At 67.4% G+C, this 21,117-nt stretch carries 23 protein-coding genes; 7 read left to right on the top strand and 16 right to left on the bottom strand.

Features of this window, described 5'->3' with window-relative positions:
- Nucleotides 1-19: 19 nt before the first annotated feature.
- From tolB to SM191_RS04870, 5 genes are read right to left on the bottom strand one after another with little or no spacing between them, the layout of a single operon-like run.
- On the bottom strand, nucleotides 20-1,429 hold the full coding sequence (gene tolB, locus SM191_RS04850) for a Tol-Pal system beta propeller repeat protein TolB (protein ID WP_306996867.1): 1,410 nt from the start codon (nucleotides 1,427-1,429) through the stop codon (nucleotides 20-22).
- An 11-nt stretch (nucleotides 1,430-1,440) separates the two neighbouring features.
- Nucleotides 1,441-2,451, bottom strand: a complete 1,011-nt coding sequence (locus SM191_RS04855) for a cell envelope biogenesis protein TolA (RefSeq protein ID WP_306996868.1) — start codon at nucleotides 2,449-2,451, stop codon at nucleotides 1,441-1,443.
- A complete protein-coding gene (gene tolR / locus SM191_RS04860; RefSeq protein WP_341505214.1) occupies nucleotides 2,451-2,909 on the bottom strand; it encodes a protein TolR in 459 nt (152 codons plus the stop codon). Before tolR ends, SM191_RS04855 begins: the two co-directional genes overlap by 1 nt.
- Nucleotides 2,910-2,922: 13 nt before the next feature.
- A complete protein-coding gene (gene tolQ / locus SM191_RS04865; protein ID WP_341505215.1) occupies nucleotides 2,923-3,615 on the bottom strand; it encodes a protein TolQ in 693 nt (230 codons plus the stop codon).
- Nucleotides 3,612-4,082 carry a YbgC/FadM family acyl-CoA thioesterase gene (locus SM191_RS04870; RefSeq protein ID WP_341505216.1) on the bottom strand — a complete coding sequence of 157 codons (471 nt, stop codon included), beginning with the start codon at nucleotides 4,080-4,082 and terminating at the stop codon, nucleotides 3,612-3,614. Before SM191_RS04870 ends, tolQ begins: the two co-directional genes overlap by 4 nt.
- Before the next feature lie 98 nt (nucleotides 4,083-4,180).
- Between SM191_RS04870 and SM191_RS04875 the strand changes: the two genes are divergently transcribed.
- Nucleotides 4,181-4,603 carry a hypothetical protein gene (locus SM191_RS04875; protein WP_341505217.1) on the top strand — a complete coding sequence of 141 codons (423 nt, stop codon included), beginning with the start codon at nucleotides 4,181-4,183 and terminating at the stop codon, nucleotides 4,601-4,603.
- Nucleotides 4,600-4,806, top strand: coding sequence for a helix-turn-helix transcriptional regulator (locus SM191_RS04880; RefSeq protein WP_306996879.1), 207 nt, complete (start codon nucleotides 4,600-4,602; stop codon nucleotides 4,804-4,806). Before SM191_RS04875 ends, SM191_RS04880 begins: the two co-directional genes overlap by 4 nt.
- A gap of 6 nt (nucleotides 4,807-4,812) precedes the next feature.
- On the opposite strand, the gene SM191_RS04885 is transcribed toward SM191_RS04880, so the two are convergent.
- The 3 genes from SM191_RS04885 to SM191_RS04895 all read right to left on the bottom strand — a co-directional run bounded on the left by SM191_RS04885 (nucleotide 4,813) and on the right by SM191_RS04895 (nucleotide 8,437).
- Nucleotides 4,813-5,610 carry a hypothetical protein gene (locus tag SM191_RS04885; RefSeq protein WP_341505218.1) on the bottom strand — a complete coding sequence of 266 codons (798 nt, stop codon included), beginning with the start codon at nucleotides 5,608-5,610 and terminating at the stop codon, nucleotides 4,813-4,815.
- A gap of 241 nt (nucleotides 5,611-5,851) precedes the next feature.
- Nucleotides 5,852-6,838, bottom strand: a complete 987-nt coding sequence (locus SM191_RS04890; RefSeq protein WP_445949815.1) for an NAD(P)H-dependent flavin oxidoreductase — start codon at nucleotides 6,836-6,838, stop codon at nucleotides 5,852-5,854.
- 348 nt (nucleotides 6,839-7,186) lie between these two features.
- Nucleotides 7,187-8,437 carry an aspartate kinase gene (locus tag SM191_RS04895; protein ID WP_306996885.1) on the bottom strand — a complete coding sequence of 417 codons (1,251 nt, stop codon included), beginning with the start codon at nucleotides 8,435-8,437 and terminating at the stop codon, nucleotides 7,187-7,189.
- Nucleotides 8,438-8,491: 54 nt separating this feature from the next.
- On the opposite strand from SM191_RS04895, the gene ubiG reads away from it, so the two are divergent.
- The 3 genes from ubiG (at nucleotide 8,492) to SM191_RS04910 (ending at nucleotide 11,544) form a co-directional block, all read left to right on the top strand.
- The gene (gene ubiG, locus SM191_RS04900) at nucleotides 8,492-9,229 is read left to right on the top strand and encodes a bifunctional 2-polyprenyl-6-hydroxyphenol methylase/3-demethylubiquinol 3-O-methyltransferase UbiG (protein ID WP_341505220.1); all 738 of its coding nucleotides are present in this window, start codon (nucleotides 8,492-8,494) and stop codon (nucleotides 9,227-9,229) included.
- Between the two features lie 129 nt (nucleotides 9,230-9,358).
- Nucleotides 9,359-10,810 carry a hypothetical protein gene (locus tag SM191_RS04905; protein WP_341505221.1) on the top strand — a complete coding sequence of 484 codons (1,452 nt, stop codon included), beginning with the start codon at nucleotides 9,359-9,361 and terminating at the stop codon, nucleotides 10,808-10,810.
- A complete protein-coding gene (locus SM191_RS04910) occupies nucleotides 10,807-11,544 on the top strand; it encodes a polysaccharide deacetylase family protein (protein ID WP_341505222.1) in 738 nt (245 codons plus the stop codon). Before SM191_RS04905 ends, SM191_RS04910 begins: the two co-directional genes overlap by 4 nt.
- A 306-nt stretch (nucleotides 11,545-11,850) precedes the next feature.
- On the opposite strand, the gene SM191_RS04915 is transcribed toward SM191_RS04910, so the two are convergent.
- The 3 genes from SM191_RS04915 to SM191_RS04925 are packed head-to-tail and all read right to left on the bottom strand — an operon-like array spanning nucleotide 11,851 to nucleotide 14,514.
- On the bottom strand, nucleotides 11,851-13,035 hold the full coding sequence (locus SM191_RS04915) for a glycosyltransferase (protein ID WP_341505223.1): 1,185 nt from the start codon (nucleotides 13,033-13,035) through the stop codon (nucleotides 11,851-11,853).
- A gap of 10 nt (nucleotides 13,036-13,045) precedes the next feature.
- Nucleotides 13,046-13,570, bottom strand: a complete 525-nt coding sequence (locus tag SM191_RS04920) for a DUF2141 domain-containing protein (RefSeq protein WP_341505224.1) — start codon at nucleotides 13,568-13,570, stop codon at nucleotides 13,046-13,048.
- On the bottom strand, nucleotides 13,567-14,514 hold the full coding sequence (locus SM191_RS04925; protein WP_267434900.1) for a hypothetical protein: 948 nt from the start codon (nucleotides 14,512-14,514) through the stop codon (nucleotides 13,567-13,569). The genes SM191_RS04920 and SM191_RS04925 overlap by 4 nt, the downstream gene beginning before the upstream one ends.
- Nucleotides 14,515-14,727: 213 nt before the next feature.
- Here SM191_RS04925 and SM191_RS04930 point away from each other — a divergent pair, with 213 nt between their 5' ends.
- A complete protein-coding gene (locus tag SM191_RS04930; protein WP_341505225.1) occupies nucleotides 14,728-15,876 on the top strand; it encodes a glycosyltransferase in 1,149 nt (382 codons plus the stop codon).
- On the opposite strand, the gene SM191_RS04935 is transcribed toward SM191_RS04930, so the two are convergent.
- The 5 genes from SM191_RS04935 to pyrE form a co-directional block, all read right to left on the bottom strand.
- Nucleotides 15,805-16,890, bottom strand: a complete 1,086-nt coding sequence (locus SM191_RS04935) for an AI-2E family transporter (RefSeq protein ID WP_306996899.1) — start codon at nucleotides 16,888-16,890, stop codon at nucleotides 15,805-15,807. The two genes, SM191_RS04930 and SM191_RS04935, sit on opposite strands and share 72 nt — an antisense overlap.
- Nucleotides 16,887-17,855, bottom strand: a complete 969-nt coding sequence (lepB, locus tag SM191_RS04940; RefSeq protein ID WP_341505226.1) for a signal peptidase I — start codon at nucleotides 17,853-17,855, stop codon at nucleotides 16,887-16,889. Before lepB ends, SM191_RS04935 begins: the two co-directional genes overlap by 4 nt.
- Nucleotides 17,852-18,262, bottom strand: a complete 411-nt coding sequence (acpS, locus tag SM191_RS04945; protein WP_306996903.1) for a holo-ACP synthase — start codon at nucleotides 18,260-18,262, stop codon at nucleotides 17,852-17,854. Before acpS ends, lepB begins: the two co-directional genes overlap by 4 nt.
- 136 nt (nucleotides 18,263-18,398) lie before the next feature.
- On the bottom strand, nucleotides 18,399-19,127 hold the full coding sequence (locus tag SM191_RS04950; protein ID WP_341505227.1) for a pyridoxine 5'-phosphate synthase: 729 nt from the start codon (nucleotides 19,125-19,127) through the stop codon (nucleotides 18,399-18,401).
- Complete coding sequence (gene pyrE, locus SM191_RS04955; protein WP_341505228.1) at nucleotides 19,124-19,708, bottom strand: orotate phosphoribosyltransferase; 585 nt, start codon at nucleotides 19,706-19,708, stop codon at nucleotides 19,124-19,126. Before pyrE ends, SM191_RS04950 begins: the two co-directional genes overlap by 4 nt.
- A 240-nt stretch (nucleotides 19,709-19,948) precedes the next feature.
- Between pyrE and coxB the strand changes: the two genes are divergently transcribed.
- On the top strand, nucleotides 19,949-21,115 hold the full coding sequence (gene coxB, locus SM191_RS04960) for a cytochrome c oxidase subunit II (protein WP_445949809.1): 1,167 nt from the start codon (nucleotides 19,949-19,951) through the stop codon (nucleotides 21,113-21,115).
- Nucleotides 21,116-21,117: the final 2 nt, after the last annotated feature.

Here is a 21,117-nt window from a genome sequence, read left to right on the forward strand (position 1 = left end):
AACTCATGCCCGTAAACGCTTACGGTCGCAACGGCCCCCAGGCCGGATCCGATCCGTCGAGCGGGGTCGGAATCCGCCGTTCGTTGACGCCGGTCAGGTCGACCATCCATACATCCGCCTTGCCCGAAGACCCCTGGGTCGAACGCTGGAAGGTGATGACCCGGCCATTGGGGGACCAGCTCGGCCCCTCGTCCTGCCAGCTATTGGTCAGCAGCTTTTCGCCGCCGCCCGACGGGCTCATGATACCGATGCGGAACGCCCCGCCCAGCTTGGTGAAGGCGATCAGGTCGCCGCGCGGGCTCCAGACCGGGGTCGCATAGCGCCCGCCGCCAAAGCTGATCCGCTGCTGGTTCGAGCCATCGGCGTTCATCACATAGATTTGCTGCCCGCCCGAGCGGTCACTCTCGAAGACGATCTTCGAGCCATCGGGCGAATAGCTGCCGCCCGTGTCGATACCCGGCGCGTTGGTCAGCCGCTGCGGCGTGCCGCCTTGCGCGGAGACGCGGTAGATATCGGTATTCCCGGCCTGCGCCATCGAGAACAGGATCCACCGGCCATCGGGCGAGAAGCGCGGCGCGAAGGTCGTCGCGGCATTCTGCACCACCAGACGCTGTCGCCCCGATCCGATGTCATAGACATAGATGGCGGGCCGCTTGTCGACATAGGACATATAGACGATCGACTGCTGATTGGGCGCGAAGCGCGGGGTCAGCACGATCGACTGGCCGTTGGTCAGGAAGCGGTGGTTCGCGCCGTCCTGGTCCATGATCGCCAGCCGCTTGATCCGCCGCCCCTTGGGGCCGGTCTCCGAGACATAGGTGATGCGGCTGTCGAAATAGGGGCCTTCGCCGGTCAGCTTGGTATAGATGCTGTCGGCGCACTTATGCGCCGCGCGCCGCCAGTCGCCGGGCGAGACCACGAAGCCCTGCCGCGCCAGTTCGCTGCGGGCGAGCACGTCGTACAGATAGCATCCCACGGTCAGCGTCCCGTCGCCATTGGCGCGGACATAGCCCTGGACCAGCGCCTGCGCGCCGGTGCCGTTCCAATAGTCGAAGGCGGGTGCGGTCACTTCCGGGAAGGATACCGTGCGAAGCTGCGCGGGCGGAACGGGCGTGAACAGTCCCGAATTGCGCAGGTCGTTGGCGATGATCTGCGACAATTGCTGGCCGACGACATCGGTGGTGCCCGCCGCCGTCTGCACCACCGCGCTGGTCGGCATGGCGGGGATCGCGATCGGCATGGGGGCGGAGATACCGCCCTCGACATCGACGACCAGCCCTTCCTGCCCATTGGCGGGGGCGAGCCCCGGCTGCTGTCCCGCCGGGACGGGCTGTTGCGGCTGCGGGGCGGGCGCGGGCACGTCCTGCGCGCCGACGGCACTGGCGGCGAGCGCCAGCGTGAGTGGAAGAGTCAGCAGGGAACGGGGCATTAGCATCATCCTCAACCCGGTAGTTTGTAGCGCAGCGTGAAGTTGCTCCAGCCGCCCGGCACGTCATAAAGTTCCGCCGGCAGCCCGCGCAACGGCGAGCAGCCCTTGAAGGTGGCGATCGCCAGCGCATCGACCCGGTCGACATAGCGCTCATTCTCGCCATCGACCCCGCTATGCCCCATCACGCGCGGTTCGCCCGCCAGGCTGCCGTCGCGGTTGAGCCGCAGGTTCATCGTCACCCGAATCCGCTCCGCGCCCGGCCCCGGCGTGACCTGCCGGTTGGCGCAGGGCTGCACCTGCCGCAGGATCGCCGAGGCGATATTCGCCAGTTGCTGCGCGCCGATCTTGGTGGCGGGGGCGGCGGTCGATTTGGATGGCGACGGATCGGGCGAGAGGCCCTTCAGGAAATTGTCGCCGAGCCGCGATCCGCGCGGTTTGGCGGCGGTCGCCGTCGCGCTGTTGCCGCTGCCGCGCGCGGGCGTTGCGGGCCTGGTCGCCGCCGGCTTGGCCGCGGACTGGCTGGGCCTGGCCGCGGGCGCGGGCTTCGCCGCCGGGGCGGGCTTGGCGGGCGCGGGTTTCGGTTGTGGTTTGGGCTGTGGTTTCGGTTGGGGCTTTTGCGCCGGTTTGGGCTGCGGTTGCGGCTTGGGCTCGGGGCGCGGCTGGGGCTGGGCCGGTTCGGGTTTCGGCTGCGGCTGTGGTTTGGGCTGGGGCTTCGGCTGGGGAGCCGGAGGCGGCGGCGCGGGCTGGGGTTCGGGCTCGGCCCTGATCGGTTCAGGGACCGGTTCGGGCGGGGCGGCGTCCTCGGGCGCGCCCTCTTCCGGGGCGATCGACTGGGCAGGCTGCTGGTTAGGCGTGGGCGATTCGGCCTCCAGCCCGACATCCTTGACCAGCGAGATGTCGATCGGCGTGACCTTCAGCTTTTCGGGGTTCGGCGTCGCCAGAAAGCCGACCGACAACAGGCCGAACAGGACGATATGTCCTGCGACCGCGACGGCCAGTCCGATCCGCTCACCACGCTCCATCAGCGGGGACCCGCCCCCTCGCCAGCGCCGCCCTCGACCGTGACCAGCGACACGCGGTTCAGCCCGGCGCGGTTCAGTTCGCCCATCACCCGCATCACCCGGCCATAATCCAGCGCCCGGTCGGCGCGCAGATAGACCTGCGGCACCTGTCCATCGGGGTCTTTTCGCGCCGCGATCGCGTCCAGCCGGGCGGGCAGGTCGGCTTCGCTGATCTCATCCTCGTTCAGGAACATCCGCCCCTGTTCGTCGATCGAAATCTGTTCGGGCTTCTGTTCCTGCTCCAACGCCTTGGCGCGGCTGTCGGGCAGGTTCACCGGTACGCCCGTGGTCAGCAGCGGCGCGGTCACCATGAAGATGATGAGCAGCACCAGCATCACGTCGACTAGCGGCGTAACGTTGATCTCCGCCATCGGCGCGCGGCGGCCCCGACCGGATCGGGAGGGAAGGTTCATCGCCATCGCCCCTAGCCTTTCAACGCGCCTGGTCGAGCTGGCGGCTGAGCGTGGTGTGGAAGCCGTCGGCGAAGCGGTTCAGCGACGCCTCCACCCGGTTCACGCCGTGGCTGAACCGGTTGTACGCGATCACCGCCGGGATGGCGGCGAACAGGCCGATGGCGGTCGCAAACAGCGCCTCCGCGATACCCGGCGCGACCACCGCCAGCGACGAATTCTGCGCCTGGGCGATGCCGGTGAAGCTGCGCATGATGCCCCAGACGGTGCCGAACAGCCCGACGAACGGCGCGACCGAGCCGACCGTCGCCAGCACGTTCAGCCGGTCCGACAGCTTGTCGATCTCACCCGCGACCGCCGATCCCATCGCGGTGGCCAGCCGCTCGCGCGTGCCGTCACGGTCGATATGCCCGCCCGCGGTCGAGCGGCGCCATTCCTGCACACCCGCCGAAAAGACCCGCGCGGAGGGCAGCTCATTGTCCTGCTCCATGCGGTGAAAGGCGTCGATATCCTCGGCCTTCCAGAAATCGCGCTCGAACCGGGTCATGCCCTTCTTGGTCCGCGCCAGCTTGCGCGAGAAGGCGACGATGATCGTCCAGGTCCAGATGCTGGCGAGCAGCAGCCCGATCATCACGAACTTCACCACCCAATCGGCCTGGAGGAACAGGGCGACGGGCGACAATGTGGCGGCATCCATGTTGAAGACGGGATTCATGGGCGTTCGGTGTCCCCCTGCCAGACAAGGCGTTGGTAGATGGCGATCCAGTCGGCGGGCTGGCGTCGTGGGCGGCCGTTCGAGCCGACCCAGGCAACGGTAACCCTGGCGTCGGTCAGCTTGACCGTGCCGCACCTGACTGTCTGATGAATGACGACGCGCACCGCACTGACCTCGATCAGTTTCGACACGACGACCAGATCGTCGTCGAGCCGCGCGGAGGCGGCATAGCGGATGGCGATGTCGGTGACGGCATAGGCACCCTGGCCCGCCTCATGCGCCGCGCGCTGGTCGATCCCGGCGAGCCGCAGCATGTCGGAGCGGGCGCGCTCCATATAACGGAGATAATTGGCGTGATAGACCACGCCCGACAGGTCGGTATCCTCGAAATAGACGCGCACCGGAAAACGATGCTCGTTCCCCTCGAAGCGGCCGCCGATCGGCTGGTGGTCTCCCGTCACCGTCATGGTGACGGCTCGTTAACTCATCCTTCCGGGGGAAGGAAGGCAATTGCGAGGTTGTTACCTACAGGTTACATGATACCTGTAGGTTACAGGAGGTCGTGATGAATCTAGTGGAAAAGGCGGAACAACCCAGTCAGGTGCGGGCCATCATTTTCTATCTGCTGGCTGTCACATTGCTGCTGGCAACGGTCCTAGCCGTGGCCACTCCAAGCGAATCTCGCACCCGACTCCTGCCTTGGTTCGCCATGATTGGGCTGGCGGCCTTGAATCTCACCAGTCTTCCGTTCCGCTGGAGTCGGTGTGGGCCGGTATCCCATCTCATGAATGACGAAACGACCAGGGATCATCGGCGATCCAGTTTCGCCGCGGGCTTTTGGGCGATGATCCTTTCGGCGGCGGCGACCATGTCGGTTTCGACCTTCCACCCCCTAGGCGCTGCGGCACTAGGCCGAATCACCATCACCGCTGGCCTCATGGCCGCGCTGATCTGCTTCGCCACGCTGGAACTGCGCGCCAGTCGATGAACGAGACACTCGCCAACGATCTGAAGGCCGCGCGCGAGGCGGCGGGGCTTACCCAGGGCGGCCTCGCCGAAGCGATCGGGGTCAGTCGCAAGACGATCAACACCGTCGAGAACGGCGTCTTCCAACCCTCGACCCTGCTCGCGCTCAAACTGGCGCGGGCCTTGGGCCGATCGGTCGAATCGCTGTTCTGGATCGAGGGGTGAGCCCGCTTACTGAATGGCCGCCGGATTGACCGTCAGCCTGGGCGGATTGATGACCGGCGGGGCATAGGGCTTGGCGGCGGGCACCGGCTGGCTGGACAGGACCGGCTGGCTCGCCGAGCGCGGCGCGACGGGCGGATTGGCGCTGGCGGCCATGCTCAGTGGCGAGGCGGCCTGCTCGACCGGGACCATCGTTCCCGCGCGCCAGGCGTCATAGGCGCGGAAGAAGGCGATGAAGGGGGCGTTCAGCTTTTCCAGATGCGCCGCCGCGCCGGTTTCGAAACCGTTGGCCGGTCCGCTGCTCACATCCGACAGCACCTGATCGGCGGCGGCGCAGAAGGTCTTGCGCACCGGGGTGATGGAGAAGAAATTGTAGAGCCGCGTCATCGCGTCGTCATAGCGATCGCGCCAGTCGCCGCCCTGCGACTGATATTCCGCCGAATAGCGCTTTTCCGCCGCCGCCAGCGTGATCCGCTGCACCGTCAGCATGGTGTTGTAACGGGTGACGATCTGCCCCTCATCCGGCCCGCGACAGGCGAGCGCCGCGACGTTGAGCGCCGAGCGAAGGTGCCAGATCGTCGCCGCGCTCGTCAGCGAGCGGTTGGGCGTGGCGTAGCTGCCGTCGGGCAGCAGCGCGGGAATCCGCATCCCCGGCGTCGCGCCGGGCGGCAAGGGTGCCTTGGCATATTGCGGCTGGGGCGCCGGGATCATCACCGGCGGCGGGGCCACCTTGGCGGTTTCGCGCGCGGCGCACCCCGCCAGCGACAGGCCGATCGCCACACCCGATAGAATACGCAAACTCGCCATGACCCTGATCCCTTTAAGCCCACCCCCCGGCTGTTGGCGCATGTCATGCCGAATCGAGGTTAACACGTCGTAAGCCGTGCGATGAAACGAGCCGTATGTCCGAGGGTTCGAAATCCTCCCCGGCACGGGGAGGGGGACCGCCGCGAAGCGGTGGTGGAGGGGGCTTTCCGCAAAGAACGTGCTATAAGGCAGCCCCCCTCCGTCAGGCCTTCGGCCTGCCACCTCCCCGTGCCGGGGAGGATCAGGTGGTGCGGGCGACCAGCGCGGCGGCGGCCTCCGCCATCAACTGCGCCAGGATATCGGCGATCGGCTCTTCCTTCGTGACCATGCCGACCGACTGGCCCGCCATCACCGAGCCATGCTCGACATCGCCCTCGATCACCGCGCGACGCAGCGCCCCCGCCCAATAATGCTCGATCTGGAGTTGCGCCTCCATCATCGCGACCTTGCCCTCGTCCAGCGCCTGGGCGACTTCGCGCTGCTTGGCGGTGAAGAGTTCGCCGCCCGCATTCTTGAGCGCGCGGACCGGGATGACCGGCAGGCGCGGGTCGATCTGCACGCTCGCCACCGCGTCGCGGGCCGAAGCGCGGATGAACGCCTTCTTGAAGTTCGGGTGCGCGATGGATTCGGTCGCGCAGACGAAGCGGGTGCCAAGCTGCACCCCCGCAGCGCCCATGTCGAGATAGGCGGCGATCGCCTCGCCCCGGCCGATGCCGCCCGCGACGAAGACCGGCACTTGCTCCGCGATCTCGGGCAGCATCTCCTGCGCCAGCACGCTGGTCGAGACGGGACCGATATGGCCGCCCGCCTCCATGCCCTCGATCACCAGCGCGTCGACGCCCGAGCGGATCAGCTTCTTGGCAAGGGACAAGGCGGGCGCGAAGCAGATGACCTTGGCCCCCGTTTCCTTGATCGCCTCCAGCGCGCCCTTGGGGGGCAGGCCGCCCGCCAGCACGACATGGCCGACCCGGTGACGGCCGCACACCGCGATCAGGTCGAACAATTGCGGGTGCATGGTGATCAGGTTCACGCCGAAGGGGCGGCTGGTCATCGCCCTGGTCGCGGCGATTTCGGTGTCGAGCAGGTCCGGCGTCATCGCGCCGCACGCGATCACGCCGAAGCCGCCCGCATTGGACATGGCGGAGACGAGGTTGCGCTCCGACACCCAGGACATGGCGCCCGCCATGATCGCCATGTCGGCGCCGAGGAATTCGGCCCCGCGCGCCATGCGGGTGGCCAGGCGCTGTTCGCCGGTGGTGATGAGGGTGTCGGTCATCGACGCTCCATGCCGTGGAGAGGGCCGGACGGCAAGATTTGGTTCACGCGAAGCCGCGATGGCGCGAAGAAGAAGGGGTTCGCGCAGAGGCGCAGAGGACGCAGAGAGGTTTCGCACGCGGCAGCGCAATAACTTTCTTAACGAGCGTCGAGAAGAGCAGAGCGTGTGGCCGGACACGCCACCTCTGCGCTCTCTGCGCCTCTGCGCGAACCAATCTTTTGAATACGCTTCGCGTCTTCGCGGCTTCGCGCGAACAAAACAAACCCCTCCCCGAACCGATGCCGGAGAGGAGCAACCAGATTACGCCACCTCGGCGTCTAGGCCGTATGCTGTGTGCAGGACCCGCACCGCCAGCTCGGTATAATCCTCTTCGATCAGCACGCTGACCTTGATCTCCGAGGTGGTGATCGCAAGGATGTTGATCCCGCGCGCGCCCAGCGTCTGGAACATGGTCGACGCCACGCCCGCATGGCTGCGCATGCCCACGCCGACGACCGAAATCTTGGCGACCCGCGTGTCATGGACCAACGTGGCATAGCCGATCTCGCCGCTCGCCTTTTCCAGCACGTCCAGACTCCGCGCCAGGTCGGCGGACGGCACCGTGAAGGTCACGTCGGTCGAGCCGGTCGAATGCGCGATATTCTGGACGATCATGTCCACATTGATCCCCGCATCGGCCAGCGGCGCGAAGATCGATCCGACCGCGCCGGGGCGGTCCGGCACGGCGGTCAGGGTGATCTTGGCTTCGTTCTTGTCATGCGCGATGCCGGTGATGAGCTGGCGTTCCATATCGTCGATTTCCTCTTCGCCCACGATCAACGTGCCGCGATGTCCGTCTTCGTCCCGTGCGTCGTCGAACGAGCTGAGCACTCGCACCCGCACCTGTTCCTTCATCGCCAGACCCACCGAGCGGGTCTGGAGCACCTTGGCGCCGACGCTGGCGAGTTCCAGCATCTCTTCATAGGTGACCTTCGACAGTTTCCGCGCGCGGGGCACGATGCGCGGGTCGGTCGTATAGACGCCGTCGACATCGGTATAGATGTCGCACCGCTCCGCCTTCATCGCCGCCGCGACCGCGACCGCGCTGGTGTCCGATCCGCCGCGCCCCAGCGTCGTGACCCGGTTGCCCTCAGCCACGCCCTGGAAGCCCGGGATCACCGCGACCACGCCGCTGGCCAGGCTCTGGTCGAGCGCGGTCGTGTCGATCTCGCCGATCCGTGCCTTCGCAAAGGCGGTGTCGGTGTGGATCGGCAATTGCCAGCCCAGCCAGGACCGCGCGGGTACGCCCATCGCCTGGAGCGTGATCGCCAGCAGCCCGCTGGTGATCTGTTCGCCCGCCGAGACGACGACGTCATATTCCTGGGGATCGTAAAGCGACGAGGCCTCGCGGCAGAAACCGACCAGCCGGTCGGTCTCGCCCGCCATCGCGGAGACGACGACCGCGACCTCATGGCCCGCCTCCACCTCGCGTTTGACCCGCGCCGCCACGTTGCGGATGCGCTCGATTCCGGCCATCGAGGTGCCGCCGAACTTCATCACGATACGGGCCATGCGGTTTTTGCCAATCTCCTTGGGGTAAAACGGCGGTCCTGATAGGTAGCCCCCATGACGAACGCAAGCCATTTGAACGATTCTACCATTATCGGGGCCGAAGCCGCACATTTCGGAAAGATGGCCGCCCAATGGTGGGACCCCAAGGGATCGAGCGCGATGCTCCATCGGCTCAACCCGCCCCGGCTGCGCTATATTCGCGAGCAGATCGACCTGCATTGGGATGCCGATGGACAGGGATTCACGCCGCTGGCGGGCAAGCGCGCGCTCGATGTGGGTTGCGGCGCGGGGCTGTTGTGCGAGCCGCTCGCCCGGCTCGGGGCCGAGGTGACGGGGCTGGACGCCGCGCCGGAGAATGTCGCGGTCGCCGCCGCCCATGCCGCGCAATCGGGCCTGCAGATCCACTATCGCGCGGGCAGCGTCGAGGGGCTGGCGGGCGAGACGTTCGACCTCGTCACCTCGCTGGAGGTGATCGAGCATGTCGCGGATCCGGCGCGATTCGTGCGCGGGCTGGCCGATGCGCTGGCGCCGGGTGGGCTGATGATCCTGTCGACGCCCAACCGGACGCCGTTGTCGAAGCTGGCGCTGATTACGCTGGCGGAGGGGACGGGCACGATCCCCAAGGGCACGCATGACTGGTCGAAATTCCTGACGCCCGAGGAACTGACCGCGCTGCTGACCGACGCGGGGCTGACGGTGCGCGACGTGCGGGGGCTCAGCTTCTCCCCGACCAGGGGGTTCACGGTCAGCGACTCGACCGCGCTAGATTATTTCGTGACGGCGACTCGCTGACGTCCCTCATTCTCCCCTCCCCTTCGGGGGAGGGGGCGGGAGTGGGGCGCTTCCGCAAACCCGGCGCCCGTGGAAAAGCCCCACCCCACCCCCTCCCCTGAAGGGGAGGGGCTTGTTCGGATCATCCTTATGTCCTCACATTCAAAACCATCGGCGATACGCCCCGCCGCCTCTGCCACCCACCGCCTGCTGATCCTGATCGCCGTCGCGCTGCTCGCCCGCGTGGCAACCTTCGGCAATCCGGTGGTGCATGTGGATGAGGAATTCTATTTCTTCACCGGCCATTCGATGTGGCAGGGCGCATGGCCGTTCGTCGATGTGTGGGACCGCAAGCCGATCGGGCTGTTCCTGCTCTACGCCCTGCCCGCCGCGTTCGGCTTTCCGGCGGGGATCTGGGCCTATCAGGCGATGGCGCTGGCGAGCGTGGTCGCGACCGGCTGGCTGATCGCGCGAATGGCCGATCGGCTGGGCTGGGGCGCGGGCGCGACGGCGGCGGGGATCGCCTATATCCTGTGGCTCGACGTCCTTGGCGGACAGGGGGGCCAAGCGCCGGTCTTCTACAATCTGCCGATGATCGGGGCGGCGTGGCTGATCCTCGAATCGGACGCACGGGGTTCGCGGATGCTCGGGCTTGGTGCGATGGCGCTGGTCGGTGTCGTCCTCCAGATCAAATATTCGGCGGTGTTCGAGGGGATGGTGTTCGGCCTCTGGCTGCTCGGTGCCGAGTGGCGGCGGAGCCGATCGCCGCTGGCCCTGATTCCCTATGGCATGGCGCTTATCGTCATCGCGCTGGCCCCGACCCTGGCGGCGGCGGGACTCTATGCCGCGATCGGGCAGTGGGATGCGTTTTTCTACGCCAATTTCCTGTCGATCTTCCATCGCAACCCCGATCCTTTGCCCGAACTGGCGGGCAATCTGGGGCAGATGGCGCTGATCCTCTCGCCCATCGTCACGCTGGCGGTGCTGGGGTTGAAGCGGACGTGGCGGGAGGACAGCGAGCGGACCTTCCTCGCCGTCTGGCTGGGCGCGGCGATCATCGGCGTGCTGCTGTTCCGGCCGTGGTTCGACCATTATGGCCTGCCGATCCTGCTCCCCGCCTGTACCGCCGCCGCCGCGATGCTGGGGCGTGAGGAATGGCGGCGGCGCCATAGCCCTGCCCTGCTGCTGACCGTGGCGCTGGCGGGGCAGATCGTGCTGCTATCGCTGCGTCACGAGCGCGGCGAAGGGTTTCAGTTCGCCGCTCTGTCGCAAGCGGTCGGCAAGGGGCCGGGCTGCCTCTATGTCTATTCGGGGAGCACCATGCTCTATGTCGCAACCCGGCGCTGCACCCTGTCGCGCTACATCGTGCCCGCGCATCTCAGCCGTGCGCGCGAAGCCGGGGCCACCGGCGTCGACCAGGATGCCGAGATCGCCCGCATTCTCGCCCAGCGGCCCGGCGTGGTCGTGATGCGCCCGCCCTATAATGGCGAGCGGTCCGCCGCCCATGCCCGCGTGCTGACGGCGATGGAGGATGGATACCGGCTGACCGCGAAACTGCCGATGGGCAATGAGATGATCCGCGTCTATAAATCCACACGATGAAACGCCTTCTCGCCTCGATCCATGACGTGTCCCCCCGGTTCGAGGGAGCGGTCGATGCGCTGTTCGACCGGCTGTCGGGGCATCTGGGGGGCCCGCGCCTCGCCATGCTGGTCATCCCCGATCATTGGAACAGCGCCCCCATCGCGCCGGGTACGCCCTTCGCCACGCGGCTGCGCAACTGGGCGGACATGGGGATCGAGATGTTCGTCCATGGCTGGTCGCACAAGGACGACATGGTCCATACCGACCAGAAGACCGCGCTGAAGGCGAAGCACATGACCGCGGGCGAAGGTGAGTTCGTCGGCCTGGACCGCGCGGAAGCCCTGCGCCGGATGCGGCGCGGCACCGCATTGATCGAGGATATCATCGGCCGCCGCGCCACCGGCTTCATCGCACCCGCCTGGCTCTATTCGGACGAAGCCCGGTTGGCGCTGGGCGATGCGGGGTTCGGGCTGGCGGAGGATCATTTCCGGGTCTGGACGCCCATGGACGGAAAGATCGTCGCGCGCGGCCCCGTCGTCACCTGGGCGAGCCGTTCGCGCGGGCGGCAGCTGAGTTCGCTCGCCGCCGCTGCCGTGCTGCGCCACGGTCTGCGCCCGACGCCGGTCGCGCGAGTCGCGGTGCATCCGGGAGACAATGGCGTGCCCGCGTTGCTCGACAGTATCGACAAGACCTATTCGCGGCTGGCGCGCACGCACACGCCCTCGCGCTATGCGGACCTTTTGGCGGCCTAACCCCTATATCCGTTCGCGCTGAGCGAAGTCGAAGCGCACGCCATGCGCTTGGCGGTGCAGATTCCCGTGGCCTTCGACTTTGCTCAGGCCGAACGGAGGTGGGAGATCAGGCGGCCGCCCGCTTCTGCATCGACAAGACCTATTCGCGACTGGCCAAGACCCACACACCGTCGCGCTATGCAGACCTTTTGGCGGCCTGACCCCCACATCCGTTCGCGCTGAGCGAAGTCGAAGCGCACGCCATGCGCTCGCCGATAGGGATTCCCGTGGCCTTCGACTTCGCTCAGGCTGAACGGAGGTGGGGGCTCAGGCGGCCACCCGCTCGCCCGCTTCTCCATCGAGCAGCCGCTGATAGCGCGCGATCAGCGCCTCGGCATGGTCGCGGTCGCTGAACACCTTGCCCGCCGCGACTCTCGCCGCGTTGCGCAGGACACGCGGATCACGTGACAGGAGTCGTTCGATCGCCTCGGCACAGGCCGCCCCGTCGCGTGCGCGGAAAGTCTCGGCGAACAGCGGATTGGCCACCTCGGCGCATCCGCCATAATCGGGCACCACCAGCGGCAGGCCCGAGGCCAAAGCCTCGGACGCGACCAGTCCGAACGTCTCGGTCTCGCAGCCATGGACCAGCGCGTCGCAACTCGCCATGATCCGGGCGAGGCGCGGGCGATCATAGACCGGGCGGAACAGCCGGATATGGGGGCTGCCCGCGATGCGCTTCTCCAGCGTCCGGCTGGCGACGCCGCCGCCGATCAGGATCAGGCCGACCGGGCGGCTCGACGCCACCCGCTCGACCGCGTCGATGACCATCGGCCAGCGCTTTTCGGGGTGATGCCGCCCCAGGCCGAGCAGCAGATGGGCGTCTTCGGGCAGCGCGCACTGGGCCAGCAACGCCGCACGCAAACGGTCGTCGCGGTGATCGGGCGAGAAGAAATGCCGCTCGATGCCCAGCGGAATGCCCTCGTCCACCCGCACCCCGCGCTTGCCCAGCCGCTTGACCAGCGCCGGGCCGTTGGACAGCACCAGGTCATAATGGTCGAGGAAGCGGTTCATGTAGCGGCTGTACCAGCTAAACCAGTCCTCCACCCGCTCCTGCGCGACGATGCCGTCCAGCCAGCGAACCGGATAGGTGCCGACATTGTCGTTGTGCATGAAGAAGACCTTCTTCGCGCGCCCCTGCCAACTGGCGACGAACCAGGCGGGTTTGGCGGGCGAAGACACCTCGACGATATCGGGGTCCAGTTCGTCGAGCAGGCGGCAGACGGGCGCGCCGTCCCAGAACATCCCGTAATTGGTGTCCAGGATCAGGCGCGGGGCCTTGATATAGATGATCTTGCCGCCGCCCGGACGCTCCTCGACCACATCCTCGGTGCCGGGGGCGAGGACGATCAGTTCATGGCCCATCTCGGCCAGGATCGCCATCTTGCGGTCGATATAGGTCCGCACGCCTCCGCCGGTGGGCGAGTAGAATTCGTTGACGTCGACGATACGCATCGTCTTCCCCTTACTCTACCGGGCCGAAACCACCCAGCCCGCGCAGATATTGCGCGCGAATGGTGGTCGCCGCCACACCGTTGGGCACGTCGATCAGCGCGGAGGCGAGCGGCGGCTTGCGGCGACCCAGCTTGGTATTGGCCGGAAAGCCCGCCCCGTCGCTCCAGAAGTTGAACTTGTTCTTGCCGTCGCGGTCATGGGTGAAGAGCAGTGCATAGCGGCCGGGGCGCGGCACGCGGATGCACAGGGCGATCGCGCCGCCGCCGGCCGGGGTCGGCACCGACACCCGGCGAAAGGTCTTGCCCGCCCGCTCCAGCACGCTGTCATCGGCCAGGAAATCCTCGTCGTTCGCGGGATAGAGTTCGAGCTTCAGATTGCCCTTGCGATCCTTCAGCCCCTCGATCCGCGCCAGGATGGCGGGGCCGCCATTGGTGCAGGCCGCCGCGTCGCTACCCAGGATCTGCGCGCTCGCCACCTGCGGCATCGCCGCCAGCCCGATCGCCGCCACCGCCATCATCTTCATCACGCGAATCATGCGCGCACCTTCCGAACCAATGCCGTCAGACCAAAGCCCGCGATCAGCACGACATGGACCAACAGGGTCAGTGCCGCGGTGAACGCGATCAATTCGCTCAATTCCTGATCCTGCCCGATCAACAGGATCGCGAAATTGGCGAAAAGAAGGTCCTTGTTGGGCACGAGCGGCAGACGGGACACGAGCAGCCGCGCCGCCGACAGGAACAGCCACATGCCCAGCGACACGCTCGGCATCCCATAATGCCAGGCGAGCGCGACCAGCAGCGAATTGGCGATCAGCCGCACGCAGTGAACCGTGAAGATCCACCACAGGGTCTTGCGATCGAGCGAGAAGACCCGCCGCGAGAAGATCAGGAAGGGCAGCGAGGTCGCCATGACGATCGCGATCGATCCCCAGACCAGCCGCAACTGCTCGGGCGTCAGCAGTTCGCGACCGACCGGCAGGGCCAGGCCGATCATCAACAGGGTGATCGCATTGCCCGCGATCGCCGAGAGGATGCCGACATCCTTGACCGCGCCGAACGGGGCGGCGACCATCTTCGCATGGGCCCGCGCCCAGGCGTAGAAATAGGCCTCGCCCGAATAGCTGAAGGCGACCTCGTTGGCGATCCGCTTGCGGATCAGCGCGGCCAGGCCGCTGATCGGAATGCCCCAGAGACGGCGGAAGATGATATAGTCGCCGATCGGCAGCGCCATGTAGAGGCCGACGAATACGACATAGAAGAGCGGGTTGGTCGGCACCGAATGGCTGAGCCCCACCAGCCCGCGCCCGAGCAGTTCCTGCCCCAATCCGACCACCATCGCGATGGTCAGGACCGCGCCGATGATGGCGGGCCAGCGCCGCTTCACGGTCTTCAACGGCTCCAGCGCGGCGATGTCGCGCGCCACGGGCGCACCGGTTGCGGCCGGGGGTCCGACAGGCACGGCCTGTTGCGGGGTCATGGGATCATCTCGTTCATTCTGCACGTTAGGGAGATTCCTCGGCGGCGTTCGCCGGTGGCGCCCGCTAACCTCAACACTGCTTTCTCGCACCTGAATAAGAATTCACCTTTGGGGGGCGATTGTGTCCACCTTAGGGCTGGAATTGACATATTTACGCGACAAGCTGCGCGTACCTCCGGCACCCGATCCCCTCCTCATCCGTTACCGGAGCCCATGCCAGCCGATCACATCCTGACCTATGCGCTGGCGATGCGTGGCGGCGTGGAAGCCGCACTCGCGCGCATGCTCCAGGGCTGGACCCGGCAGGGTCGGCGGGTGACCCTGGTGCTGGGCGAGGAAAGCGGCCGGTTCCAGCACGGCGTGCCGTCGGGGGTGGAGATAGTGACGCTGGGGCACCAGCGCTATACCGGGCTGTGCACCACCCTGCCCGCGATGATCGACCGGATGCGGCCCGACATCATCTTCTGTCCCGGCAATCATTATACCAGCATGGCGGCCTGGGCGCGGCTGCGGCTGGCGGGGGCGTGCCCGCCGATCGTCGGCAAGATGTCCAACGCGGTCGACCGGGGCGATCATCATCCGATCGTCGCCTGGGGCCAGCGGCAATGGCTGGCCCGGCACCGGCTGTTCCTCGACTCGCTGGTGGCGATGACCCCCGCCACCGCGCGAGCGGCGCGCGAGGCGACCGGGCTGTCGGTCGCGGTCATCCCGAACCCGCCCTCCGCCCTGCCCGCCGGCGGCCCCGACACGATCCTGCCGCCCGGTCGGCGGATCCTGGGGGTCGGACGGCTGGAACCGCAGAAGCGCTGGGACCGGCTGATCACCGCGCTGACCCATCTGCCCGAGGATGTCGGGCTGACCATATTGGGCGAGGGCAGCCTGCGGCCTGCGCTGACCGCGCAGATCGCGGTGCTGGGGCTGGAACATCGCGTCTCGCTGCCCGGCCATGTCGCCAATCCGAGCGCCGCCATGGCCGCCGCGCCGGTACTGGCGCTGCCGTCCGATTATGAAGGCGTGCCGGGCGTGCTGCGCGAGGCGCTGGCGGTGGGCACGCCGGTCGTCACCACCGATTCGAGTCCCGCGGTGCACGAGATCGTCACCGATCCCTCGCTGGGCACCATCGTCCCGCGTGAGGATCTGGGTGCGCTGGTCGCGGGGTTGCGGCACTGGCTGAACCCGGTCGCGCCCCGCCCCGATCCGGTGCCGGAACCGGGGCAGGATTCGGCGGAGCGCTATCTGGCGCTGTTCGACTCGATCGTCACCGCCCGGCAGCGACGCGACGCGCTGGCGTCAGGCGATGTCGGATTCGGCGCGCGCGCTGTCGCCGTCGCGCGCCGCCTCGCGCTCCGACCGGCGCTGTAGCGCGGACTTGATCATCGCGGTCATCGGGTCGGCCAGCGCCAGCCCGAGGATGCCGAACAGCGCGCTCGCCATGATCTGCGTCGACAGGGTCAGCGCGGGCGGCAGGTCGACGGTCCGCTTGGCGACCATCGGCACGACGACATAGCCGTCGAAGGTCTGCACGACCAGATAGGTGCCGATCGCCCAGAAGCCCGCATCGGTGCCCGCCGAAAAGCCGACCGCGACCATCAGCGCGCCGGTGATGATCGCCCCGATATTGGGGATGAACGCCAATATCCCCGCGATGATGCCGAGCAGCAGCGCCATCGGCACGCCCCCGATCATCAGCGCGATGCCGGTCAGCACCCCCTCGAACGCCATGCCGAGCAGCCGTCCGGCGAGCAGCTTGCGCAGCGTACCCATTACCCGTGCCTGGGTGATCGCGAATTCGGCGCGCGCGGCGCGCGGCACCACCCATTGCAACCCGCGCGCATAGCCATCCGGGTCCATCGCCAGGAACAGGCCGATGATCAGCATCATGAACATGCTGGTCACCGCGCCGACCGCCGTGCCGACCCAGGAGGTGAGCCGCCCGATCGATCCCAGCGACTGTTTGAGCAGGCCGTTGATGTCCGAGGTGCCGGGCATCAACCCCTGCGACGCCAGCCAGCCGGCCACGCGGCCCGCCTGCGTCTCCAGCGTGGAGCGAAGCTGGGTCACCTGCTGCACGACCTCGACCCCGGTGAGGTAGAAGGTGCCGAGCAGGAACGCCGTCACCGCCAGCACGACGATCGACAGCCGCCAGCCGCGCCCGATCGGCAACACCCGGCCGAGCAGCCGGACACCACCGTCGAGCAGCGTCGCGAAGACCAGCCCGGCGAAGATCACCAGCAACGGCTGGACCAGCAGCACCGTCACCGCCATCGCCGCGATCAGGCCCAGCCAGATCGCCGCGCGCATCAGTTCCCGCCGGACGAAGCCCTCGCGAAACTCGATCGGCGCGGGGTCTTTCGTCAGCGGGACGGGATCGCTCATGATCCGGGCTTCACCGTCGTCGGATGGAGCGAGCTGCCCGCCCGGCCCGAGCGGAGCGAACCCCACCAGGTCAACGGATTGAGTGTCGCGTCGCCGTCCAGGCTGAAGGTCACGAACTCGGCCCGCCCGCCGATATTCTCATAGGGCACCGGCCCGCCCAGCCCCAATTCGGCCAGCGAGAAACGGCTGTCGGCCGAACGGTCGCGATTGTCGCCCATCAGGAAGACATGGTCGGCGGGAATGGTGATCGGCCCGTAATTATCACCGGGACTCCATCCCAGTTCGACCGTGTCGTAACGGCGGTTGTTGGGCAGCGTCTCGGTCACGATCGGCAGGTGGCAGACCCACTGGCCGCTCGGCAGCCGCACCTTGGCTTCCTCGCCATAGTCGGAGGCCTTGCAGGGGCTGTTGGTGTCGACCGGAATGTCGACATAATGGAGCGGCCCGCGCTCGGCCGGCTTGCCGTTCAGGATGACGGTGCCGTCGCGCACCTCCAGCCGGTCGCCGGGCAGGCCGATCACCCGCTTGATATAGTCGTTATGCGTGCCCGGCGGCGTCACGATCACCACATCGCCGCGCGTCGGCAGCGAGCCGAACAGGCGGCCATGGATGAAGGGTAGCTGCGCGCTCCAGCTATCGGTCGGCTGGCGAAGGACCAGCGACTTGAAGATCGCGATCGGGTTCGGAATGGTCGGCGAGACATAGGACCAGCCATAAGCGAACTTGCTGACGACCAGCCGGTCCCCGACCTGCAACCCCGGCAGCATCGATTCGGACGGGATGTAGAAGGGCTTGGCGAGGAAGCTGTGAAAGCCGAGTACGATCAGGAGCAGCCAGAACAGCCCCTTGACCTCGGACCACCAGTCGGTGCCCTTTTTCCTGGCGGGCGGCGTGGCATCCGACGGCTTGACCGCCGGTTGATCCGCGGGCGTACCCTGGTTCGTGTCCAACACCGCGTCCTTCATGCGGAAACTTCCGGTCTCGCCTCGATCACGACAAAGGCCTGGGCCCAGGGGTGATCGTCGGTCATGGTCAAGTGAATATAGGCGACGTGGCCCGCCGGGGTCATCGCGTCAAGCCGTTCCCGCGCGCCGCCCGTCAAAGACAAGGTCGGCGCGCCGCCGGGCAGGTTGATCACCCCGATATCGCGCATGAAGACGCCGTGGGCGAAGCCGGTACCGACCGCCTTCGAAAAGGCCTCCTTGGCGGCGAAGCGCTTGGCATAGGTGCCCGCGCGGGTGAAGGGGCGTCTGGCGGCCTTGGCCTGTTCCACCTCGGTGAAGCAACGCGCCTCGAACCGGCCGCCATGTCGGTCGAGAGCGGCCTGGATCCGCTCGATATTGCAGAGGTCCGAGCCCAGACCGATGATCACAACCCTTCCTCCCCTTGCAGGGGAGGTGTCAGTCCGCAGGACTGACGGAGGGGTGTCACGGCAAATGGGCCCCCCCCTCCACCACGGCTTCGCCGTGGTCCCCCTCCCCTTGCAGGGGAGGAATAGGTGATGCCCCTCACCGCGCCATGTCCATGGCAGCGCGCATCTTGCGCACCACTTGCGGAAGACCGACGAATACCGCGTCCGCGATCAGGAAATGGCCGATGTTCAGTTCGCGCACCTGCGGGATCGCCGCGATGGGGGCGACATTGTCATAGGTCAGGCCGTGTCCCGCATGAACCTCGATCCCGTTCTTCGCCGCCAGCGCCGCCGCGTCCGACAAGCGGCGCAGTTCCTCGGTGCGCGCCTCGCCATCCCGTTCGGCATAGCGACCGGTGTGCAGTTCGACGACCGGCACGCGCAGGTTCAACGCCGCCTCGATCTGACGCGGATCGGGTTCGATGAACAGCGAGACGCGGATGCCCGCCTCGCCCAGCTTCGCCACCATGGGAGCAAGCCATTCGCGCTGCCCGGCGGCGTCGAGTCCGCCCTCGGTCGTCCGCTCCTCGCGCTTTTCGGGAACGATGCAGGCGGCGTGGGGGCCGTGCTTCAGCGCGATGGCGAGCATCTCCTCCGTCGCCGCCATTTCCAGGTTGAGCGGCACGGTCAGTTCCGCCGACAGCCGCGCGATATCGCTATCCGTGATGTGCCGCCGGTCCTCGCGCAAATGCGCGGTGATCCCGTCCGCGCCGGCCTCCGCCGCGATCAGCGCCGCCTTGACCGGATCGGGATAGCCCGCCCCGCGCGCGTTCCGCACGGTCGCGACATGGTCGATATTGACGCCCAGGCGCAGATGCTCGGTCATGCCGCCGCGCGGCTCCCCGGCTTGATCGCGGGGATCGCGGCCAGTTCGGGGGGCAGATCGTCCGGGCTGTAGCTGGGCACGTCGAGTCGGATCAGCGGGAAGAACGGCACACCCAGATCGGCCTTGCCGTTCGAGCGATCGACCAGCGAAGCCGCCGCGATCGTCTCTCCCCCTTCGCGCGCGATGGCGGCGATCGCCTCGCGGCTGGACAGGCCGGTGGTGACCACGTCTTCCATCATCAGCACCTTCTGCCCCGCATCCAGCCGGAAACCGCGACGCAGGTGGAAAACTCCCTCGGGCCGCTCCAGGAACATGCCCGGCACGCCCAGCGCGCGCGCCATTTCATGGCCGACGATCACGCCGCCCATGGCGGGGGCGACGACCGCGCTGATCTGCTCCCGGATCTCCGCCGGGATCTTCGCGGCGACAGCCTCGCACAGCCGGGCGGCGCGGGCCGGCTCCATCAGCACGCGCGCGCATTGCAGATAGCGCGGGCTGCGCAAGCCGGAGGAGAGGATGAAATGCCCTTCGAGCAGCGCCTCGGCGGCGCGGAACTCGGCGAGGACGTCTTCATCAGTCATGGGGCAACTCCGGCATCGGTCAGATGACCCGGTCTCATAGGATCGCCCCCGCCCCCATGCAATCGGCCATGCGACGCTCAAGGGTTGAGGGGGCGCGGTCCCGTGCTATAGTCGCCTCAACAAAAATGACAGGACGCCCCGTCTCAGCCCGTCGAACCACCGACGGACAGGCGAGGGAGGATGGGAGACGAAAGCGGGATGAGCGAGGTCAAGCGCATGTCCGGACCCCGGAGGATGAGGATGCCGAAACGGATGAAGGCGCTGGCGATCGCCGCCGGGCTGGGCCTGTTGTCGAGTGCGGCCATCGCGACTCCGGCCGCGCCGCCCAAGGCTGCACCACAGGCCGCCGCCGAAGGCGCGGGCGTCTCCAACACCGCGCCGACCAGCGCCGCCGCGCCCGCCACCGCCGCACCGACCAGCCCGCTGCTGGCGCAGGACGGCGCGCCCGCGACGACCATCGATCCCAATGTCGGCCTGCCGATCGACGGGCGCATCGGCCTTCAGCCTCAGGTGACGAAGAACGGCGAGTTCGCGCACTGGATGCACAATGGCGTGCTGATGCCGGTCATCACGATCATCTGCATCCTCGTCCTGCTGCTGCTCGCCTGGGTCGTGTTCCGCTATCGCCGCGCCGCCAATCCGGTCGCGTCCAAGACCAGCCACAACACGCTGGTCGAGGTGTTGTGGACGCTGGGGCCGGTGGTGGTCCTGGTCCTGATCGCCATCCCCTCGATCGGGCTGCTCCAGGCGCAGTTCAAGCCCGCGCCCGCCGGGGCCGTCACGCTGAAGGCGATCGGCAACCAATGGTATTGGACCTATCAATACCCCGATCATGGCGGGATCGAGATCACCGCCAACATGCTGAAGGAAAAGGATCAGGTCGCCCCCGGCGAGCGCGCGCGCACCGATGCCGACGGTCCACGCCTGCTGGCGGTGGACAATCGCATCGTCCTGCCCGTCGGCGTGCCGATCCGCCTGATCACCACCTCGAACGACGTCATCCATAGCTGGGCGATCCCCGCCTTCTGGATGAAGCTGGACGCGGTGCCCGGTCGGTTGAACGAGACGAACTTCACCATCGAGAAGCCGGGTCTGTATTTCGGCCAATGCTCCGAACTGTGCGGCGCGCGTCATGCGTTCATGCCGATCGCGGTGCAGGCGGTGCCCCCGGCGCAATTCGCGGCCTGGGTCGCGGCCAAGGGCGGCCAGATGCCGGGTTCCAAGGCCCCCTCTTCCTCGGTCATTCCGCAGCCGGGTGCCGAGGGCTCGGCCTCCGAGGCGGCGCAGGCCAATGCCTCCGAGGCGGTGACCGGCCCCGCCGACAATATGGCCACCCCCGCCCAGTCCCCCTCTTCCGCGCAAGGCGCCACCGGCAGTCCGGCGGGCCCCGGCAACGCTGGACAATAAGC

Origin of the sequence: Sphingomonas sp. 2378 (assembly GCF_038084995.1) — a bacterium.
Lineage (GTDB): Bacteria > Pseudomonadota > Alphaproteobacteria > Sphingomonadales > Sphingomonadaceae > Sphingomonas.

What these genes read in the sequence shown, in the direction of transcription:
- lepB (WP_341505226.1), bottom strand. Translation starts at nt 17,855, where the DNA reads ATGAAGGACGCGGTGTTGGACACGAACCAGGGTACGCCCGCGGATCAA.
- tolR (WP_341505214.1), bottom strand. Translation starts at nt 2,909, where the DNA reads ATGGCGATGAACCTTCCCTCCCGATCCGGTCGGGGCCGCCGCGCGCCG.
- SM191_RS04950 (WP_341505227.1), bottom strand. Translation starts at nt 19,127, where the DNA reads ATGACCGAGCATCTGCGCCTGGGCGTCAATATCGACCATGTCGCGACC.
- SM191_RS04935 (WP_306996899.1), bottom strand. Translation starts at nt 16,890, where the DNA reads ATGAGCGATCCCGTCCCGCTGACGAAAGACCCCGCGCCGATCGAGTTT.
- SM191_RS04910 (WP_341505222.1), top strand. Translation starts at nt 10,807, where the DNA reads ATGAAACGCCTTCTCGCCTCGATCCATGACGTGTCCCCCCGGTTCGAG.
- SM191_RS04885 (WP_341505218.1), bottom strand. Translation starts at nt 5,610, where the DNA reads ATGGCGAGTTTGCGTATTCTATCGGGTGTGGCGATCGGCCTGTCGCTG.
- tolQ (WP_341505215.1), bottom strand. Translation starts at nt 3,615, where the DNA reads ATGAATCCCGTCTTCAACATGGATGCCGCCACATTGTCGCCCGTCGCC.
- SM191_RS04855 (WP_306996868.1), bottom strand. Translation starts at nt 2,451, where the DNA reads ATGGAGCGTGGTGAGCGGATCGGACTGGCCGTCGCGGTCGCAGGACAT.
- pyrE (WP_341505228.1), bottom strand. Translation starts at nt 19,708, where the DNA reads ATGACTGATGAAGACGTCCTCGCCGAGTTCCGCGCCGCCGAGGCGCTG.
- SM191_RS04870 (WP_341505216.1), bottom strand. Translation starts at nt 4,082, where the DNA reads ATGACGGTGACGGGAGACCACCAGCCGATCGGCGGCCGCTTCGAGGGG.
- coxB (WP_445949809.1), top strand. Translation starts at nt 19,949, where the DNA reads ATGCCGAAACGGATGAAGGCGCTGGCGATCGCCGCCGGGCTGGGCCTG.
- ubiG (WP_341505220.1), top strand. Translation starts at nt 8,492, where the DNA reads ATGACGAACGCAAGCCATTTGAACGATTCTACCATTATCGGGGCCGAA.
- tolB (WP_306996867.1), bottom strand. Translation starts at nt 1,429, where the DNA reads ATGCCCCGTTCCCTGCTGACTCTTCCACTCACGCTGGCGCTCGCCGCC.
- SM191_RS04880 (WP_306996879.1), top strand. Translation starts at nt 4,600, where the DNA reads ATGAACGAGACACTCGCCAACGATCTGAAGGCCGCGCGCGAGGCGGCG.
- SM191_RS04890 (WP_445949815.1), bottom strand. Translation starts at nt 6,838, where the DNA reads ATGGCGCGCGGGGCCGAATTCCTCGGCGCCGACATGGCGATCATGGCG.
- SM191_RS04925 (WP_267434900.1), bottom strand. Translation starts at nt 14,514, where the DNA reads ATGACCCCGCAACAGGCCGTGCCTGTCGGACCCCCGGCCGCAACCGGT.
- SM191_RS04920 (WP_341505224.1), bottom strand. Translation starts at nt 13,570, where the DNA reads ATGATTCGCGTGATGAAGATGATGGCGGTGGCGGCGATCGGGCTGGCG.
- SM191_RS04915 (WP_341505223.1), bottom strand. Translation starts at nt 13,035, where the DNA reads ATGCGTATCGTCGACGTCAACGAATTCTACTCGCCCACCGGCGGAGGC.
- SM191_RS04905 (WP_341505221.1), top strand. Translation starts at nt 9,359, where the DNA reads ATGTCCTCACATTCAAAACCATCGGCGATACGCCCCGCCGCCTCTGCC.
- SM191_RS04895 (WP_306996885.1), bottom strand. Translation starts at nt 8,437, where the DNA reads ATGGCCCGTATCGTGATGAAGTTCGGCGGCACCTCGATGGCCGGAATC.
- SM191_RS04930 (WP_341505225.1), top strand. Translation starts at nt 14,728, where the DNA reads ATGCCAGCCGATCACATCCTGACCTATGCGCTGGCGATGCGTGGCGGC.
- SM191_RS04875 (WP_341505217.1), top strand. Translation starts at nt 4,181, where the DNA reads ATGAATCTAGTGGAAAAGGCGGAACAACCCAGTCAGGTGCGGGCCATC.